The organism is Enterobacter cloacae complex sp. HYC033_NIDB (genome assembly GCF_056673335.1).
This window is the reverse complement of record NZ_CP115123.1, coordinates 3,660,124-3,677,226: the sequence shown is the minus strand read 5'-3', so window position 1 is coordinate 3,677,226 and position 17,103 is coordinate 3,660,124. Positions and strand designations below refer to the sequence as shown.

General features: G+C 57.5%; 16 protein-coding genes. 12 read left to right on the top strand and 4 right to left on the bottom strand.

What is annotated here, in order from left to right:
- Nucleotides 1-5: 5 nt before the first annotated feature.
- The 10 genes from tap to bglB all read left to right on the top strand — a co-directional run bounded on the left by tap (nt 6) and on the right by bglB (nt 11,351).
- Nucleotides 6-1,607, top strand: coding sequence for a methyl-accepting chemotaxis protein IV (gene tap, locus O1721_RS17705; RefSeq protein WP_032648770.1), 1,602 nt, complete (start codon nt 6-8; stop codon nt 1,605-1,607).
- A gap of 19 nt (nt 1,608-1,626) precedes the next feature.
- Nucleotides 1,627-2,493: a protein-glutamate O-methyltransferase CheR gene (cheR, locus tag O1721_RS17700; protein ID WP_017384409.1), complete on the top strand. Its 867-nt coding sequence runs from the start codon at nt 1,627-1,629 to the stop codon at nt 2,491-2,493.
- Complete coding sequence (locus O1721_RS17695; RefSeq protein WP_003859716.1) at nt 2,490-3,539, top strand: protein-glutamate methylesterase/protein-glutamine glutaminase; 1,050 nt, start codon at nt 2,490-2,492, stop codon at nt 3,537-3,539. Before cheR ends, O1721_RS17695 begins: the two co-directional genes overlap by 4 nt.
- A gap of 17 nt (nt 3,540-3,556) precedes the next feature.
- The gene (gene cheY / locus O1721_RS17690) at nt 3,557-3,946 is read left to right on the top strand and encodes a chemotaxis response regulator CheY (RefSeq protein WP_000763862.1); all 390 of its coding nucleotides are present in this window, start codon (nt 3,557-3,559) and stop codon (nt 3,944-3,946) included.
- Between the two features lie 10 nt (nt 3,947-3,956).
- Nucleotides 3,957-4,601, top strand: coding sequence for a protein phosphatase CheZ (gene cheZ, locus O1721_RS17685; RefSeq protein ID WP_032648768.1), 645 nt, complete (start codon nt 3,957-3,959; stop codon nt 4,599-4,601).
- A gap of 150 nt (nt 4,602-4,751) precedes the next feature.
- Nucleotides 4,752-5,900 carry a flagellar biosynthesis protein FlhB gene (flhB, locus tag O1721_RS17680; RefSeq protein ID WP_006811100.1) on the top strand — a complete coding sequence of 383 codons (1,149 nt, stop codon included), beginning with the start codon at nt 4,752-4,754 and terminating at the stop codon, nt 5,898-5,900.
- Nucleotides 5,893-7,971 (top strand): flagellar biosynthesis protein FlhA, encoded by a 2,079-nt coding sequence (flhA, locus tag O1721_RS17675; protein ID WP_479953253.1) that lies wholly within the window; start codon nt 5,893-5,895, stop codon nt 7,969-7,971. The genes flhB and flhA overlap by 8 nt, the downstream gene beginning before the upstream one ends.
- Entirely contained in the window at nt 7,971-8,363 is a 393-nt protein-coding gene (gene flhE / locus O1721_RS17670) for a flagellar protein FlhE (RefSeq protein ID WP_023303901.1), read from the top strand. Before flhA ends, flhE begins: the two co-directional genes overlap by 1 nt.
- A gap of 260 nt (nt 8,364-8,623) precedes the next feature.
- The gene (locus O1721_RS17665) at nt 8,624-10,207 is read left to right on the top strand and encodes an MFS transporter (RefSeq protein WP_023303900.1); all 1,584 of its coding nucleotides are present in this window, start codon (nt 8,624-8,626) and stop codon (nt 10,205-10,207) included.
- Between the two features lie 4 nt (nt 10,208-10,211).
- Nucleotides 10,212-11,351, top strand: a complete 1,140-nt coding sequence (gene bglB, locus O1721_RS17660) for a beta-galactosidase BglB (protein ID WP_032650070.1) — start codon at nt 10,212-10,214, stop codon at nt 11,349-11,351.
- Nucleotides 11,352-11,385: 34 nt separating this feature from the next.
- Here the strand turns inward: bglB and argS are convergent, their stop codons facing one another.
- Nucleotides 11,386-13,119, bottom strand: a complete 1,734-nt coding sequence (argS, locus tag O1721_RS17655; protein ID WP_032648767.1) for an arginine--tRNA ligase — start codon at nt 13,117-13,119, stop codon at nt 11,386-11,388.
- Between the two features lie 238 nt (nt 13,120-13,357).
- Between argS and O1721_RS17650 the strand changes: the two genes are divergently transcribed.
- Both O1721_RS17650 and cutC read left to right on the top strand, forming a co-directional pair.
- Nucleotides 13,358-13,918: a VOC family protein gene (locus O1721_RS17650; protein WP_032648766.1), complete on the top strand. Its 561-nt coding sequence runs from the start codon at nt 13,358-13,360 to the stop codon at nt 13,916-13,918.
- A gap of 78 nt (nt 13,919-13,996) precedes the next feature.
- The gene (cutC, locus tag O1721_RS17645) at nt 13,997-14,740 is read left to right on the top strand and encodes a copper homeostasis protein CutC (protein ID WP_017384404.1); all 744 of its coding nucleotides are present in this window, start codon (nt 13,997-13,999) and stop codon (nt 14,738-14,740) included.
- 174 nt (nt 14,741-14,914) lie between these two features.
- Here the strand turns inward: cutC and cmoB are convergent, their stop codons facing one another.
- Genes cmoB through O1721_RS17630 form a run of 3 tightly spaced genes read right to left on the bottom strand, consistent with a single transcriptional unit; the run spans nt 14,915 to nt 17,062 of the window.
- A complete protein-coding gene (gene cmoB, locus O1721_RS17640; protein WP_032648765.1) occupies nt 14,915-15,886 on the bottom strand; it encodes a tRNA 5-methoxyuridine(34)/uridine 5-oxyacetic acid(34) synthase CmoB in 972 nt (323 codons plus the stop codon).
- Nucleotides 15,883-16,626 (bottom strand): carboxy-S-adenosyl-L-methionine synthase CmoA, encoded by a 744-nt coding sequence (gene cmoA / locus O1721_RS17635; protein WP_003859735.1) that lies wholly within the window; start codon nt 16,624-16,626, stop codon nt 15,883-15,885. Before cmoA ends, cmoB begins: the two co-directional genes overlap by 4 nt.
- 40 nt (nt 16,627-16,666) lie before the next feature.
- On the bottom strand, nt 16,667-17,062 hold the full coding sequence (locus O1721_RS17630; protein WP_003859737.1) for an MAPEG family protein: 396 nt from the start codon (nt 17,060-17,062) through the stop codon (nt 16,667-16,669).
- Nucleotides 17,063-17,103 lie beyond the last annotated feature (41 nt).

Sequence of the window (17,103 nt, the reverse complement as noted above, 5' to 3'; positions counted from 1 at the left end):
CGTGGATGTTAAATCGTATTCGTATCTCGACCACACTGTTTTTGATTCTGATCCTGTGTGGGGTTTTGCAGGTTGGCAGTAACGGGTTGTCTTTCTGGGCGTTTCGCGATGGCTATCAGAATTTGCAGGAAGTTGAGACGAGTAATCAGCAGCGCTCCGCACTGGCACAAACGCGTGCCGTGCTGTTGCAGGCAAGCACGGCGCTGAACAAAGCAGGGACGTTAACCGCGCTGAGCTATCCGCCGGAGGATATTAAGGCGCTGATGGTCGTGGCCCGCAGCAGCCTGAAGCAGGCCGACGCGCAGTTTAAGGCCTTTACGGCGCAGGAGGCGGTCAGTGAGAAAGAGAAAGCGCTGAAAGTCGCCATGAAAAAGACCTTTGATGTGTGGTACGGCGATCTCGACCATCAGGCGACGTGGCTGGAAAACAACCAGCTTTCTGACTTCCTGACCGCGCCGGTGCAGGCGTCTCAGGCGGCGTTCGACGGCAGCTTTAACGCCTGGCAGCAGGATATTAACCAGTTTGTGGCGCGTGCCGGTGCGGACAGCCGTACCAGCTACCGCATGTCAGGGGCGATTTTCCTGACCATGGTGATCCTGGCCGCCCTGCTGACCGGCGGCTCGCTGTGGTGGTCGCGCAAAATGATCGTCCAGCCGCTGGCCATCGTCAGCAGCCACTTCGACAGTATGGCGAAGGGCGATCTGGCGCGTCCGGTGGCCGTGTATGGCAGGAATGAAATATCAGCGATTTTCGCCAGCCTGAAGGCGATGCAGGGGTCGCTGCGGGAAACGGTAAGCAACGTTCGCCAGGGCAGTTACGCCATGCATACCGGGATCTCCGAGATTGCGGCAGGCAATAACGATCTCTCATCCCGCACCGAACAGCAGGCGGCATCGCTGGCGCAGACGGCGGCCAGCATGGAGGAGCTGACCGCGACGGTGAGTCAGAACGCCGATAACGCGCGTCAGGCGTCCGACTTGTCAAAACAGGCGGCGATGACGGCGAAACGTGGGGGCGATCAGGCCTCTCACGTCGCCAGCACGATGCAGGAGATTGCCGCCAGCTCGAAGAAAATTGGCGACATTATCAGCGTCATCGACGGTATCGCGTTCCAGACCAATATTCTGGCGCTGAACGCGGCCGTTGAAGCGGCGCGTGCCGGGGAGCAGGGGCGCGGGTTCGCGGTGGTTGCCGGTGAAGTCCGAAACCTCGCCAGCCGCAGCGCCAATGCGGCGAAAGAGATCAAAGGGCTGATAGAAGAGTCGGTCTCCCGCGTTCAGCAGGGCTCCGCGCTTGTGGATACCGCCGCGCAGACCATGCACGAGATTGTCACCTCCGTGACGCGGGTTAACGACATTATGGGCGAGATTGCCTCGGCGTCTGATGAACAACGCCGTGGTATTGAGCAGGTGGCGCAGGCCGTTACACAGATGGATCAGGTTACGCAGCAGAACGCCTCACTGGTGGAAGAGGCGGCGGCGGCTACCGATCAGCTGGCAAACCAGGCGGATCACCTTACCGGGTTGGTCGCCGTATTTAATGTGAAAGAGCACGTTGAAGCAGTAACAGAAGTCGGACGGTCACAGGCCGTGCCCGTTGTATCCTGAATGTGATTAAGAAGGCGCTATGACATCACCCATGCCCTCAGGGCAAACGTCATTATTGTTGCAGATGACACAGCGCCTCGCGCTGTCCGACGCGCATTTTCGTCGGATATGTCAGTTAATCTACCAGCGTGCGGGGATCGTGCTTGCGGACCATAAGCGAGACATGGTCTACAACCGGCTGGTGCGGCGCTTGCGTACGCTGGGGCTGGATGATTTTGGCCGCTATCTGAGCATGCTCGAAGCGAACCAGAACAGCGCCGAATGGCAGGCATTTATCAACTCATTAACCACCAACCTGACCGCGTTTTTCCGCGAGGCGCATCACTTCCCGGTGCTGGCGGAACACGCCCGTCGCCGTAGCGGAGAGTATCGCGTCTGGAGCGCGGCGGCCTCTACCGGGGAAGAGCCGTACTCGCTGGCCATCACCCTGGCGGACACCCTGGGCATGGCGCCGGGCCGCTGGAAAGTGTACGCCAGCGACATCGATACCGAAGTGCTGGAAAAAGCCCGTAACGGCGTTTATCGCCAGGATGAGCTGAAAACGCTGTCTCCCCAGCAGCTACAGCGTTACTTCATGCGCGGTACCGGCCCGCATGAAGGACTGGTGCGCGTACGCCAGGAGCTGGCGAACTGCGTGGAATTTGCTCCCGTTAATTTACTGGATAAGCAGTACAACGTGCCGGGGCCATTCGACGCCATTTTTTGCCGTAACGTGATGATCTATTTTGATAAAACGACGCAACAGGACATCCTGCGTCGCTTTGTTCCGTTGCTCAAGCCTGACGGTTTACTGTTTGCCGGGCACTCGGAAAACTTCAGCAACCTCGTGCGTGAGTTTAGCCTGCGTGGGCAAACGGTTTATGCGCTGAGTAAGGAAAAAGCATGAGTAAAATCAGGGTATTGTCTGTCGATGATTCGGCGCTGATGCGTCAGATCATGACCGAAATCATCAATAGCCACAGCGATATGGAGATGGTGGCGACAGCGCCCGATCCGCTGGTCGCGCGGGATTTAATCAAAAAATATAACCCCGACGTGCTGACGCTGGATGTCGAAATGCCGCGCATGGATGGCATCGATTTTCTGGAAAAATTAATGCGTCTGCGCCCGATGCCGGTGGTGATGGTGTCATCTCTGACCGGTAAAGGTTCAGAAATCACCCTGCGCGCGCTGGAGCTGGGGGCGGTGGATTTTGTCACCAAGCCGCAGCTCGGCATTCGCGAGGGGATGCTGGCGTACAGCGAGATGATCGCCGAGAAGATCCGCACCGCGTCCCGGGCGAAGCTTGCCGCGCATAAACCGACGGCAGCCCCGGCAACCCTGAAGGCGGGGCCGTTACTCAGCTCGGAAAAGTTGCTGGTGATTGGCGCGTCAACCGGAGGAACAGAGGCAATTCGCCATGTACTCCAGCCATTGCCGCTCTCAAGCCCGGGTATCCTGATTACGCAACATATGCCGCCGGGCTTTACCCGCTCGTTCGCGGAGCGCCTGAATAAGCTGTGCCAGATCAGCGTGAAAGAGGCGGAAGACGGCGAGCGCGTGCTGCCGGGTCACGCCTATATCGCCCCGGGTGACAAGCACATGGAGCTGGCGCGCAGCGGGGCGAACTATCAAATCAAAATTCATGACGGGCCGCCGGTTAACCGGCACCGTCCGTCGGTGGATGTGCTGTTTCATTCGGTGGCGAAACATGCGGGGCGCAACGCCGTAGGGGTGATCCTGACGGGGATGGGCAACGACGGCGCCGCCGGAATGCTTGCGATGCACCAGGCTGGCGCCTGGACGATTGCGCAGAATGAAGCAAGTTGTGTGGTGTTCGGCATGCCGCGCGAGGCCATCAATATGGGTGGCGTAAGCGAAGTGGTCGATCTTAGCCAGGTAAGCCAGCAGATGCTGGCGAAAATCAGTGCCGGACAGGCAATACGTATTTGACTCAGGAGTATTATTTTATGGCGGATAAAGAACTTAAGTTTTTGGTTGTGGATGACTTTTCCACCATGCGTCGCATTGTGCGCAACCTGCTGAAAGAGCTGGGCTTCAACAATGTTGAAGAAGCAGAAGACGGGGTGGATGCGCTGAACAAACTCCAGGCTGGCGGGTTTGGTTTTGTGATTTCCGACTGGAACATGCCGAACATGGACGGTCTCGAACTGCTGAAAACCATCCGCGCGGATGCGGGCATGGCCTCTTTGCCGGTGCTGATGGTGACCGCAGAAGCGAAGAAAGAGAACATTATTGCCGCTGCACAGGCGGGCGCAAGCGGCTACGTGGTGAAGCCATTCACCGCGGCGACTCTGGAAGAGAAGCTCGGGAAGATCTTCGAGAAACTCGGCATGTGAGGTGATGGATATGTTGCAACCTGCTATGAAACCCGTTGAAGAACATTCGCCGAGCGACATTATTGCCCGCATTGGTAGCCTGACCCGCATGCTGCGTGACAGCCTGCGTGAGCTGGGGCTGGACCAGGCTATCGCCGAAGCGGCGGAAGCCATCCCTGACGCGCGCGACCGTCTGGACTACGTCGTACAGATGACCGCGCAGGCGGCCGAGCGTGCGCTGAACAGCGTTGAAGCCTCGCAGCCGCACCAGGATGCGATCGAGAAGGGGGCGAAAGCGCTGAGCAAACGCTGGGATGAATGGTTTGAGAACCCTATTGAGCTGGCGGATGCCCGCGAACTGGTAACGGATACCCGTCAGTACCTGGGTGACGTGCCGGGGCACACCAGCTTCACCAATGCCCAGCTGCTGGACATCATGATGGCGCAGGATTTCCAGGACCTCACCGGCCAGGTGATCAAGCGCATGATGGATGTGATTCAGGAGATTGAACGTCAGCTGCTGATGGTACTGCTGGAGAACATACCGGAACCGGCTGCCCGTCCGAAACGCGAGAACGAAAGCCTGCTCAATGGTCCACAGCTTGACACCAGCAAAGCGGGCGTGGTGGCAAGCCAGGATCAGGTGGACGATCTGCTGGACAGTCTTGGTTTCTGATTGCGCGTTCTGCCTCAGGTCGTTAACGCGGCCTGAGGCAGCTCAGAATAAAAACAGCGAAAAGAGCCCGAATAAACGGGCTTTTCCCGCCATTGGATTTTCTCTGCGCTGGCATGATACCCGTGAATTAATGGGCTGCGAGCAGGCACAGTGGCAGAAGAGAACGACGACAAAACAGAAGCCCCCACACCCCACCGACTTGAAAAAGCCCGTGAGGATGGGCAGATCCCCCGATCCCGAGAGCTGACATCCCTGCTGATCCTGGTGGTGGGCGTCTGCATAATCTGGTGGGGCGGGGAGATGCTCGCCCGCAGACTGGCGGGAATGCTCTCGGCTGGCTTACGTTTTGATCACAGCATGGTCAATGACCCCAATCTGATCCTCATTCAGATCATCAACCTTGTGAAAAGCGCGATGATCGCCTTGCTGCCGCTGATCGCGGGCGTGGTCATCGTGGCCCTTGTTTCGCCGGTCATGCTCGGTGGCCTGGTGTTTAGCGGTAAATCGCTGCAACCGAAATTTTCCAAGCTCAATCCGTTCCCCGGCATTGCGAAAATGTTTTCCGCGCAAACCGGGGCAGAGCTTCTTAAAGCGATCCTGAAATCGCTTCTTATGGGCAGTACCGCCGGGTTTTTTCTGTGGCACCACTGGCCGGAGATGATGCGCCTGATCAGCGAATCCCCGATGACGGCGATGAAAAATGCCCTGAACCTGGTCGGGTTATGCTCGCTGCTGGTGGTACTCAGCATTATTCCGATGGTGGCGTTCGACGTTATCTTCCAGATCTATTCCCATATCAAAAAGCTGCGAATGTCGCGTCAGGACATCCGCGATGAATATAAGCAGATGGAAGGCGACCCGCACGTTAAGGGCCGTATCCGCCAGATGCAGCGCGCCGCCGCGCGTCGGCGCATGATGGAAGATGTGCCGAAAGCCGACGTCATCGTCACCAACCCGACTCACTACTCCGTGGCGCTTCAGTACGACGAAAACAAAATGAGCGCGCCGAAAGTGGTGGCGAAAGGGGCCGGGCTGATTGCGCTGCGCATTCGTGAAATCGCCACGGAAAACCGTGTGCCGATCCTGGAAGCACCGCCGCTGGCTCGCGCGCTGTATCGCCACGCGGAAATTGGACAACAAATCCCGGGCCAGCTCTACGCCGCTGTCGCAGAGGTGCTGGCCTGGGTGTGGCAACTGAAACGCTGGCGTTTAGCGGGCGGTCAACGACCTGTAAAACCTGAGAACCTGCCGGTGCCTGAAGCACTGGATTTTTTGAACGAGAAGGACACTGATGGCTAATCTGGTGGCAATGTTGCGCCTGCCCGGCAACCTGAAATCGACGCAATGGCAGATCCTTGCCGGACCGATTCTGATCCTGCTAATTCTGTCGATGATGGTGCTGCCGTTACCGGCATTTATCCTCGACCTGCTTTTCACCTTCAACATTGCGTTGTCCATCATGGTGTTGCTGGTGGCGATGTTCACCCAGCGCACGCTGGAGTTCGCCGCGTTTCCAACGATCCTGCTGTTCACCACGCTGCTGCGCCTGGCGCTGAACGTTGCCTCCACGCGTATCATCCTGATGGAAGGGCACACCGGCGCGGCGGCGGCGGGCAAGGTGGCCGAAGCCTTCGGTCACTTCCTGGTGGGCGGCAACTTCGCCATCGGTATCGTGGTGTTCGTCATTCTGGTGATTATCAACTTCATGGTTATCACTAAAGGGGCGGGGCGTATCGCTGAAGTGGGCGCGCGCTTCGTGCTCGACGGGATGCCGGGCAAGCAGATGGCCATCGACGCCGACCTGAATGCCGGGCTGATCGCGGAAGATGAAGCGAAAAAACGCCGTGCCGAAGTGACCCAGGAGGCAGATTTCTATGGCTCCATGGACGGTGCGAGTAAGTTTGTGCGCGGTGACGCCATCGCGGGCATTCTGATCATGGTGATTAACGTCGTCGGCGGCCTGCTCGTCGGCGTGCTGCAACACGGCATGGACATGGGCCACGCGGCGGAAAGCTATACGCTGCTGACCATTGGTGACGGTCTGGTGGCGCAGATCCCGGCGCTGGTGATCTCCACCGCGGCGGGCGTGATTGTGACTCGCGTCAGCACCGATCAGGACGTGGGCGAGCAGATGGTGGGGCAGTTGTTCAGCAACCCGCGCGTTATGCTGCTCTCCGCGGCGGTGCTGGGCCTGCTCGGTATGGTGCCAGGCATGCCAAACCTGGTATTCCTGCTGTTCACCGCTGCGCTGCTGGGGCTTGCCTGGTGGATGCGTGGCCGTGAAACGCAGCCTAAAGCAGAGCCAGCGCCGGTCAAAATGCCTGAGAACACCCAGGCGGTGGAGGCCACCTGGAACGACGTACAGCTCGAAGATTCGCTGGGGATGGAAGTGGGGTACCGCCTGATCCCGATGGTGGATTTCCAGCAGGATGGTGAGCTGCTTGGCCGTATCCGCAGCATTCGTAAAAAATTCGCCCAGGATATGGGCTTCCTGCCGCCGGTGGTCCACATCCGGGACAATATGGATCTCCCGCCCGCGCGCTACCGCATCCTGATGAAAGGGGTGGAAATCGGCAGCGGTGATGCGTACCCCGGCCGCTGGCTGGCGATTAACCCGGGCACCGCCGCAGGCACGTTGCCGGGTGAGCAGACGACCGACCCGGCCTTTGGTCTGGCGGCAATCTGGATTGAGAGCGCCCTGAAAGAGCAGGCCCAGATTCAGGGTTACACGGTCGTTGAGGCCAGTACCGTGGTGGCAACGCACCTCAACCACCTGATTGGCCAGTTCTCCGCGGAACTGTTTGGACGTCAGGAGGCGCAGCAGCTGCTCGACCGCGTAACGCAGGAGATGCCGAAGCTGACCGAAGATTTGGTGCCGGGCGTACTGACCTTAACCACCCTGCACAAAGTGCTGCAAAATCTGCTCGATGAGAAGGTGCCCATTCGCGATATGCGTACCATCCTTGAGACGCTGGCCGAACATGCGCCGCTGCAAAGCGATCCGCACGAACTGACGGCGGTGGTGCGCGTGGCGCTTGGACGCGCCATTACCCAGCAATGGTTCCCGGGAACCGGCGAAGTGCAGGTCATTGGCCTGGACACGCCGCTGGAACGTCTGCTGCTTCAGGCGTTGCAGGGCGGTGGCGGGCTGGAGCCGGGTCTGGCGGACAGGTTACTGGCGCAAACCCAGGAGGCGCTGGCGCGTCAGGAGATGCTGGGCGCGCCGCCGGTGCTGCTGGTGAATCACGCGCTGCGTCCGTTGCTGTCGCGCTTCCTGCGCCGGAGCCTGAACCAGCTGGTAGTGCTGTCGAATATGGAGCTGTCCGATAACCGCAATATTCGCATGACGGCGACCATAGGAGGGAAATAATGCGTAAGTGGCTGTGGATCTTACTTTTCCCGCTGGCGGCGCAGGCCGCAGGCGAGGGGGCATGGCAGGCCAGCAGTATCGGCTTGACGCTCAACCATCGGGGGGAGTCGATCTCCTCCCGTCCGCTGTCCGCCTCTGAGCCCGTGTCCGGGCAGATGACGCTGGTGGCCTGGAATTACACCCTGACGGGACCCACACCGGCCGGGTTGCGGGTGCGGCTGTGCTCGCTGACCCGCTGCGCGGAAATCGAGGGTCAACGTGGCACTACCCAGGCCTTCAACGGGGTGTCTGCTCAGGAGCCTTTACGCTTTATCTGGGAAGTGCCAGGCGGTGGACGTCTCATCCCGGCGCTGAAGGTTCAGCGCAACGAGGTGCTCGTCAACTACCGCTAACTGCCCGCCTTTTCGCCAGTCTCCAGGCATTTCTGAAGGCTGGCTCGCAAAAATGACCTTCCCTTTTGATACAAAAGAAACGCTGTTTTATAAATCAGTGACACGCGTATTGACACTCTTTGCGTTTTTGCCATTCACCACTTTGTGATGGCAGAAACAGAAAGGTATCAACAGGTCGATACTTTTACTGTAGCCGTGTAAAAACTCCCGGACGAGGTTGCTTACAGGGAGTCTCCCAAAACTGATTAGGGTTGACGGCAATGAAAACACGTAAAATTGGACTCGCAAATTATTTTGCTTACGGGTCAGGGGACTTCCTCGGGGCGGGGACTACCGCCCTGACGGCCGCCTGGCTTTTGTATTTTTATACCACCTTCTGTGGACTCACACCGATTGAAGCAACCTTTATCTTCGCTGCCGCAAGGGTGCTGGATGCGGTTGTCAGCCCGTTAATGGGCTTTTTAACCGATAACTTTGGCACCACCTGGCTGGGCAAGCGCTTTGGCCGTCGTAAGTTCTTCATCCTGCTCGGTATTCCCTGCGTTTTCAGCTACTCGCTGATGTGGGTAGGGGACATGAGTTTCTGGTACTACCTGCTGACCTATCTGATCTTTGATATCGTCTACACCATGATCCTGGTGCCATACGAAACGCTGGTGCCGGAGATGACGGACGATTTCAAACAGAAAACCAAATTCTCCGGGGCGCGAATCTCTATGGCGCAGATGTCCGCCATTCTGGCCTCCTTCCTGCCGGGGATCCTGCTCACGCATTTCGGCAAAGACAACGCGATCTCCTTCTTCTATGCAAGCCTGGTCTTCTCCGTACTCTGCGCGCTGATGCTTACTTTCGTCTGGTTCTTCACCTGGGAGCGTCCGCGCGAAGAGTGGTCTGAAGCGGCTCTGCGTGCCGAGGAAGAGAAGAAAAAGCTGACCCTGGGCCAGAGCCTGAACCGTCTTTTTGTCGAATTAAGTTCGACGCTGCGCATCAAGATTTTCCGCCAGCATCTGGGGATGTACCTTGGCGGCTACATCGCCCAGGACGTCTTTAATGCGGTGTTCACCTATTACGTGGTATTTGTGCTGATGCAGGAGGCGTCAATGGCGTCCAACCTGCTGGGCACGATGGCCATCTTCCAGTTCCTCGCCGTGATCGGCATGATCCCGCTGTGCATTCGCTTCGGACCTGCGCCGTCTTACCGCATGGTGGTCGTGCTGTTTGGTCTGGCCTCGCTCTCTTACGCGGTGCTTTATTACGCGGGCCTGAGCGACGTTTACGCTCTGCTGCTGCTGATCTCTGCGGTTGCCGGTCTTGGCCGCGGGGGTATCAACTACGTACCGTGGAATACCTACACCTACATTGCTGACGTGGACGAAGTGATCACCGGTCAGCGTCGCGAAGGGATCTTCGCGGGCATCATGACGCTGACCCGTAAAGCGTCTCAGGCCGGTGCGGTGATGCTGGTGGGGATCGTGATGCAGATGTCGGGCTTTGTCAGCGGGCAAAAAGTGCAACCTGCGGAAGTGAGCCACACCATTCTGATGATCCTGAGCGTTGGCACTATTCTGGTGCTGTTCTGCGGCTTCCTTGTCTCCCTGCGCTTCAAACTCAATTTGCAGACTCACAGCACCCTGCGTGAAGAGACCGCGAAAATGCGCGAGTCCGGCCATGCGATGCCAGAGGCGGTGACCCCGCAGGCCCGCGCTACCGTGGAGATGCTGGCGGGAATGCCGTATGAATCCCTGTGGGGCAACAACAACATCGGTTATCTGAATCGCAATAAGCCGGTGGCCCCTTCGCTGAAGGATCGCGCGGTACTGAATTCGACATACAACAGAGGTTAAGATGATGACAGTTTGGCCTGTCAAACATAGCCCGTTACTGCGTCAGCCTGAGCGCTTTATCGCCAGGGATGAGCTGAAATCGCTGATTCAAAAGGTGACGCATAACCTGGTCAATATCCACGACAAAACGGGTGAGTTTTTGCTGCGGCTGGACGACGGGCGCGTGATCGACACCAAAGGCTGGGCCGGATGGGAATGGACCCACGGCGTCGGTTTATACGGTATCTGGCAGTATTACTGCCAGACCGGTGACGAAGGCATGCGCGAGATTATCGACAGCTGGTTTGCTGACCGTTTCGCTGAAGGCGCAACCACCAAAAACGTGAATACCATGTCGCCGTTCCTGACGCTGGCGTATCGCTACGAAGAGACCAAAAACCCTGCCTGGCTGCCGTGGCTGGAAAGCTGGGCGGAATGGGCGATGAATGAGATGCCGCGCACCGAACATGGCGGCATGCAGCACATCACCCTGGCGGAAGAGAACCATCAGCAGATGTGGGATGACACGCTGATGATGACGGTGCTGCCGCTGGCGAAAATCGGCAAGCTGCTGAACAAGCCGGAGTACGTCGAGGAGGCGATCTATCAGTTCCTGCTCCACGTACAGAACCTGATGGATCGGGAGACCGGACTGTGGTTCCACGGCTGGAATTACGACGGCAATCACAACTTTGCCCGGGCTCGCTGGGCGCGCGGCAACAGCTGGCTGACCATCGTGATCCCGGATTTCCTCGAGCTGGTGGATCTGCCGGAAAACAACGCCGTTCGTCGCTATCTGGTGCAGGTACTGAACGCGCAGATCGCCGCACTGGCAAAATGTCAGGACGAGAGCGGATTGTGGCATACGCTGCTGGACGATCCTGATTCTTATCTGGAGGCGTCGGCCACGGCAGGGTTTGCTTACGGCATTCTGAAAGCCGTGCGCAAGCGTTATGTCGGCGCAGAGTACGCAGAGGTGGCGGAGAAAGCGATTCGCGGCATCGTGCAAAACATCTCGCCGGAAGGGGAGCTGCTGCAAACGTCCTTCGGGACGGGGATGGGCAGCGATCTGGCGTTTTACCGCCAGATACCGCTGACCTCAATGCCGTATGGACAGGCCATGGCGATTCTGTGTCTGACGGAATATTTGCGGAAATATTTCTGATAATAAAAAACCCGGCGCTCGCCGGGTTTCTTTTTTACATACGTTCTACGGTTTCGATACCCAGGGTATCCAGACCCAGCTTCAGGGTCTTCGCCGTCAGCTGCGCCAGCTTCAGGCGGCTGTGGCGCACCGCTTCGCTCTCGGCAGAGAGGATAGGGCAGTGTTCGTAGAAGCCAGAGAACAGACCGGCCAGATCGTACAGGTATGCACACATAACGTGCGGCGTACCGTCGCGCGCGACCACGGAGAGCGTCTCTTCGAACTGAAGCAGGCGGGCAGCCAGCTGTGCTTCACGATCTTCGGTAATAGACACCGTGGCGTTTGCCAGCACGCTTTCGTCGATATTGGCTTTACGGAAGACGGAGAGTACGCGGGTGTAAGCGTACTGCATGTATGGCGCCGTGTTGCCTTCAAACGCCAGCATGTTGTCCCAGTCGAAGATATAGTCGGTGGTACGGTTCTTGGAGAGATCCGCGTATTTCACCGCGCCGATCCCCACCGCGTTAGCCAGTTTTTCCAGCTCGTCTGCTGGCATATCCGGGTTCTTCTCGGCCACCAGGCGACGGGCGCGTTCCAGCGCTTCATCCAGCAGATCGGAAAGCTTCACGGTGCCGCCCGCACGGGTTTTGAACGGCTTACCGTCTTTACCCAGCATCATGCCGAACATGTGGTGTTCCAGCGGCACGGAATCCGGCACATAACCCGCTTTACGCACGATAGTCCACGCCTGCATCAGGTGCTGGTGCTGGCGGGAGTCGATGTAGTACAGCACGCGGTCCGCATGCAGGGTTTCGTAACGGTATTTCGCACAGGCGATGTCGGTGGTGGTGTAGAGATAGCCGCCATCCTTTTTCTGGACGATCACGCCCATCGGTTCGCCTTCCTTATTTTTATACTCATCAAGGAACACTACCGTTGCGCCTTCGCTTTCCACCGCCAGATGTTTAGCTTTCAGATCTGCCACAATGCCTGGCAGCATCGGGTTATACAGGCTTTCACCCATCACGTCGTCACGGGTCAGGGTCACGTTCAGACGGTTATAGGTAAGCTGGTTCTGGGACATGGTAATGTCCACCAGCTTGCGCCACATCTCGAGGAAGTACGGGTCGCCACCTTGAAGTTTTACTACGTAGCTGCGCGCGCGCTCGGCGAAGGCTTCATCTTCGTCATAGTGCTTTTTGGCTTCACGGTAGAAACCTTCCAGGTCCGCCAGCGCCATTTCGCCTGCGTTTTCCTGCTGCTGCTTTTCCAGATACGCGATCAGCATGCCGAACTGCGTGCCCCAGTCGCCTACGTGGTTAGCGCGGATCACCTTGTGACCAAGGAACTCCAGGGTACGTACCGCCGCGTCACCGATGATGGTGGAGCGCAGGTGACCGACGTGCATCTCTTTCGCCACGTTTGGCGCGGAGTAGTCAACCACCACGGTCTGGGCTTCTGGCTGAGCCACGCCCAGACGGTCAGACTTCAGCGCCGCGTCAACGTGGCTTGCCAGGAACGCAGGCTCAAGGAAAATGTTGATAAAGCCTGGACCGGCGATTTCGGTTTTGCTGGCGATGCCGGTGAGATCCAGATGCGTCAGTACCTGCTCAGCGAGCTGTCGCGGCGGCATGCCCAGTTTTTTAGCCACTGCCATCACGCCATTAGCCTGATAGTCGCCAAACTGTACTTTCGCTGACTGACGAACCTGTGGTTCGCAATCCGCAGGCGCACCTGCGGCAATCAGTGCCTGACTGACTTTTTCTGAGAGAAGAGCCTGAATATTCACCTGGATACCTTACGTTTTTGATGCGGGTAAAAAACACCCACGCCAGTTTAAGAATTTAGGGCGGGAGTATACTGCAAATGCCTGCGGGCGTCAGCCCTGCGGGGGGCGAAGATCGCTCAGAATCCAGGCGAAGACGGTATGCATAATCATGCAGTCGAAAAAACCGTGATTCTGCGGTTGGTCGACAGAGGGCAACAGAGTAAATTAGCGGCTTTGCGACACGAAACGAGACTGACCTATGGCGAACTGGCACACCATTGACGAACTGCATGATATTTCCGCAGATTTACCGCGCTTCACTCAGGCGTTCACAGAACTTGCCACCCGTCTCGGGCTGGATATCGCGCCGCTTGAGGCCGATCACATCTCTTTGCGCTGCCACCAGAATGCCACCGCCGAACGCTGGCGGCGTGGCTTTGAGCAGTGTGGAGAACTGCTGTCGGAGAATATCATTAACGGTCGCCCGATCTGCCTGTTCAAACTTCACGCGCCGGTAACGGTGGCGCACTGGCAATTCACCGTTGTGGAACTGCCCTGGCCAGGAGAGAAGCGTTATCCGCACGAAGGCTGGGAGCATATCGAAATTGTTCTGCCTGGGGAGCCCGAGACGCTGAACGCCCGTTCGCTGGCGCTGCTTTCCGACGAGGGGTTAAGCCAGCCGGGTATTTTCGTCAAGACCAGCTCGCCAAAAGGGGAGCGCGAACGCTTACCGAACCCTACGCTTGCCGTAACGGACGGCAACGTGACGGTGAAATTCCATCCCTGGACTATCGAGCAGATCGTCGCCAGCGAAGCGTAAGCATTGTGAGCGTCGATCCAGACACCAGTCGGGCAACGTGCCACGATGGTACGTTGAGTGAAATTTAAGGAGGATGACATGGCGCTGCTGGAAATTTGTTGTTACAGCGTGGAGTGTGCCGTCACTGCGCAACGGCAGGGGGCCGATCGCATCGAGCTTTGCGCGGCACCGAAAGAAGGAGGATTAACCCCGTCCTTTGGCGTGCTGAAATCAGCCCGTCAGGCCATCACTATTCCGGTGCACCCGATTATTCGCCCGCGCGGCGGTGATTTTTGTTATACGGCGGGTGAGTTCAGTGCCATGCTTGAGGATATCGCCCTCGTCCGTGATTCCGGTTTTCCGGGGCTGGTGATCGGTGTGCTGGACGTAGACGGCAACATCGATCTTCCGCGTATGCGTCAGGTCATGCGCGCCGCCCGGGGGATGGCGGTCACTTTTCATCGTGCGTTCGATATGTGTCAGGATCCGATACAAGCCTTTGATACGCTGGCAGAACTGGGCGTGGCGCGCGTTCTGACGTCGGGCCAGCAGTCCTCGGCTGAAAAAGGACTGAAATTAATTACGGAACTAAAAGCACATTCCGGTGTTCCAATAATCATGGCGGGCGCAGGAGTACGCGCCAGCAATCTGGAACTGTTTTTAAACGCAGGGGTGGAAGAGCTGCACAGCTCGGCGGGTAAATGGATACCTTCACCCATGCGTTATCGCAATACAGGGTTGTCAATGTCGACGGATGCTGAAGCGGATGAGTACTCGCGCTACGGTGTGGATGGAGAGTCGGTTGCGGTAATGAAATCGTTGATTGAACGTCATCACGTGTAGCAACGTACCGATTTTTACCGCGCATCATGTCGCCCAATATGATGCTTGCTTGTACCAGGCCCCTGCAAATTACACAGGGGCCTTTTTTTCTTTTTTGCCCGGTGGCGCTGCGCTTACCGGGCCTACGAAATCACGCGTAGGCCGGGTAAGGCGCAGCCGCCACCCGGCTAAAGGCTACGGCTTGGTCGCAATCAATACCGCACGCATCGGGGCCGGATAGCCTTCGACGGTTTTACTGTGATCGTCCGGGTCGAGGAATTGCTCCAGCGATTCGGTGATCATCCAGTCGGTGCGGCGCTGTTCCTCAACCGACGTCACGCACACATCGGCGATGCGTACATCGACAAACCCACATTTCTCCAGCCAGTTCTTCAGCGCCAGCGCGGAAGGGATGAAGTAAACGTTGCGCATCTGCGCATAGCGATCGCCCGGCACCAGAACGGCATGTTCATCGCCTTCGATGACCAGCGTTTCCAGCACCAGTTCGCCGCCGCTGACCAGCTGATCTTTCAACTGCCAGAGATGCTCCAGCGGGGAACGACGGTGGTACAGCACGCCCATCGAGAAAACGGTATCAAACGCTTTCAGGGCAGGGAGTTGCTCGATACCCAGCGGCAGCAGGTGCGCACGCTGGTCGTTACCCAGCAGCTTACGCACCGCTTCAAACTGGCACAGGAACAGCTGCATCGGATCGATACCGACGGCCAGATGCGCGCCTGCGCCGATCATGCGCCACATGTGATAGCCGCTACCGCAGCCCACGTCCAGAATGGTGCGCCCGGTCAGGTCGGATAAATGCGGCAGAACGCGATCCCACTTCCAGTCAGAGCGCCACTCGGTGTTGATATTTACACCGTACAGCGAGAACGGCCCTTTGCGCCACGGCATCAGGTTACGCATCAGCGTTTCGATGCGGTTGATCTGCCCGGCCGGGAGCGGCTCTTCGCTCTCCGCCGTCACGCTGTGCAGTAAATCCAGACGATGAGGCGTCAGTTCAGGCAGAAACTCCACGGCGTTGGACCACTGCTTCAACAGACCATGCTGCTGATCGCGCTGCCAGGTGGCAATTTGCGCAGGCAGGGTTTCCAGCCAGTGGGAAAGGTGGTTTTTGGCAATCAGCTGATAGAAATTACCGAACTCGATCATGCTGCGTCTCCGGCTTTAAGCGCCACCAGAGAACCAAAGTTAAAGCACTGGAACCACAGTTCGCTGTGTTCAAATCCGGCTTTGCGCAGGCGCGCTTTATGGGTTTCTACGGAATCCGTCAGCATGACGTTTTCAAGCATGCTGCGCTTCTGGCTGATCTCCAGCTCGCTGTAGCCATTTGCACGCTTGAAATCATGGTGCATGTTGAACAGCAGTTCGCCCACGCTGGCGTCTTCAAAGCTGAATTTCTCAGACAACACCAGCGCGCCGCCCGGGTTCAGGCCCTGATAAATTTTATCCAGCAACCGCTGACGATCGTCCGGTACCAGGAACTGAAGGGTAAAGTTCAGTACCACCATCGAGGCGTTCTGGATGTCGATATCGCGGATATCGCCTTCTACCACCTCCACAGGCGTAGGGGCTTTATACGCATCAATGTGGCGACGGCAGCGTTCAACCATAGCCGGTGAGTTATCGACAGCCACAATCTTGCAGCCTTCGTGATGAACGTTACGACGAATGGACAGCGTTGCCGCTCCCAGCGAACAGCCCAGGTCATAGACCTGCGTGCCGGGTTGAACAAAACGCTCCGCCAGCATGCCGATCATGGAGATAATATTGGAATAACCGGGAACAGAGCGCTGGATCATATCCGGGAAGACTTCGGCTACCCGTTCATCAAAGGTCCAGTCGCCCAGGCTGGCGATAGGCGCGGAAAAAAGCGTGTCGCGATCTGACATAACGTAAAAATCCGGGAAAAATAAAGGGGCATATTGTGCGCTAATGGAAGGAGAAAACCAACTCCCACGGCATATACCAAAGGTTAGCCAGCACCATCAGCAAAAGCGAGCACCAGGTCGCGCTCATGCCGGAACGACGCCAGCGGATCAGGCGGTGGTGAAAACCATAATAATGCATCAAACGCCCTGCTATCAGCAGTAGCCCACAGACGTGCACCATCCAGGTTTCTGCGCCATCCATCTCCATTAACAGCAGCAAAATTAACGCGACGGGAATGTACTCGACCGCGTTGCCGTGAATGCGGATTGCGCTTTGTAGCTCAGAAAATCCCCCGTCACCGTACGAGACGCGGTACTGCATTCTCAGGCGCACAACATCAAATGAAAACTTAATCAGCAGTAATGCACCTAACACCGCATACAGCGCGCTGACCATACTAACTCCCTGTTTTTGGCAGATGGCACGTCTCTATGATA

Excerpts from the sequence above, each read along its gene's own strand:
- O1721_RS17695 (WP_003859716.1), top strand. The coding sequence starts at position 2,490 with ATGAGTAAAATCAGGGTATTGTCTGTCGATGATTCGGCGCTGATGCGT.
- O1721_RS17650 (WP_032648766.1), top strand. The coding sequence starts at position 13,358 with ATGGCGAACTGGCACACCATTGACGAACTGCATGATATTTCCGCAGAT.
- cheR (WP_017384409.1), top strand. The coding sequence starts at position 1,627 with ATGACATCACCCATGCCCTCAGGGCAAACGTCATTATTGTTGCAGATG.
- cutC (WP_017384404.1), top strand. The coding sequence starts at position 13,997 with ATGGCGCTGCTGGAAATTTGTTGTTACAGCGTGGAGTGTGCCGTCACT.
- O1721_RS17630 (WP_003859737.1), bottom strand. The coding sequence starts at position 17,062 with ATGGTCAGCGCGCTGTATGCGGTGTTAGGTGCATTACTGCTGATTAAG.
- flhA (WP_479953253.1), top strand. The coding sequence starts at position 5,893 with ATGGCTAATCTGGTGGCAATGTTGCGCCTGCCCGGCAACCTGAAATCG.
- cmoB (WP_032648765.1), bottom strand. The coding sequence starts at position 15,886 with ATGATCGAGTTCGGTAATTTCTATCAGCTGATTGCCAAAAACCACCTT.
- flhE (WP_023303901.1), top strand. The coding sequence starts at position 7,971 with ATGCGTAAGTGGCTGTGGATCTTACTTTTCCCGCTGGCGGCGCAGGCC.
- cmoA (WP_003859735.1), bottom strand. The coding sequence starts at position 16,626 with ATGTCAGATCGCGACACGCTTTTTTCCGCGCCTATCGCCAGCCTGGGC.
- O1721_RS17665 (WP_023303900.1), top strand. The coding sequence starts at position 8,624 with ATGAAAACACGTAAAATTGGACTCGCAAATTATTTTGCTTACGGGTCA.
- tap (WP_032648770.1), top strand. The coding sequence starts at position 6 with ATGTTAAATCGTATTCGTATCTCGACCACACTGTTTTTGATTCTGATC.
- bglB (WP_032650070.1), top strand. The coding sequence starts at position 10,212 with ATGACAGTTTGGCCTGTCAAACATAGCCCGTTACTGCGTCAGCCTGAG.
- cheZ (WP_032648768.1), top strand. The coding sequence starts at position 3,957 with ATGTTGCAACCTGCTATGAAACCCGTTGAAGAACATTCGCCGAGCGAC.
- cheY (WP_000763862.1), top strand. The coding sequence starts at position 3,557 with ATGGCGGATAAAGAACTTAAGTTTTTGGTTGTGGATGACTTTTCCACC.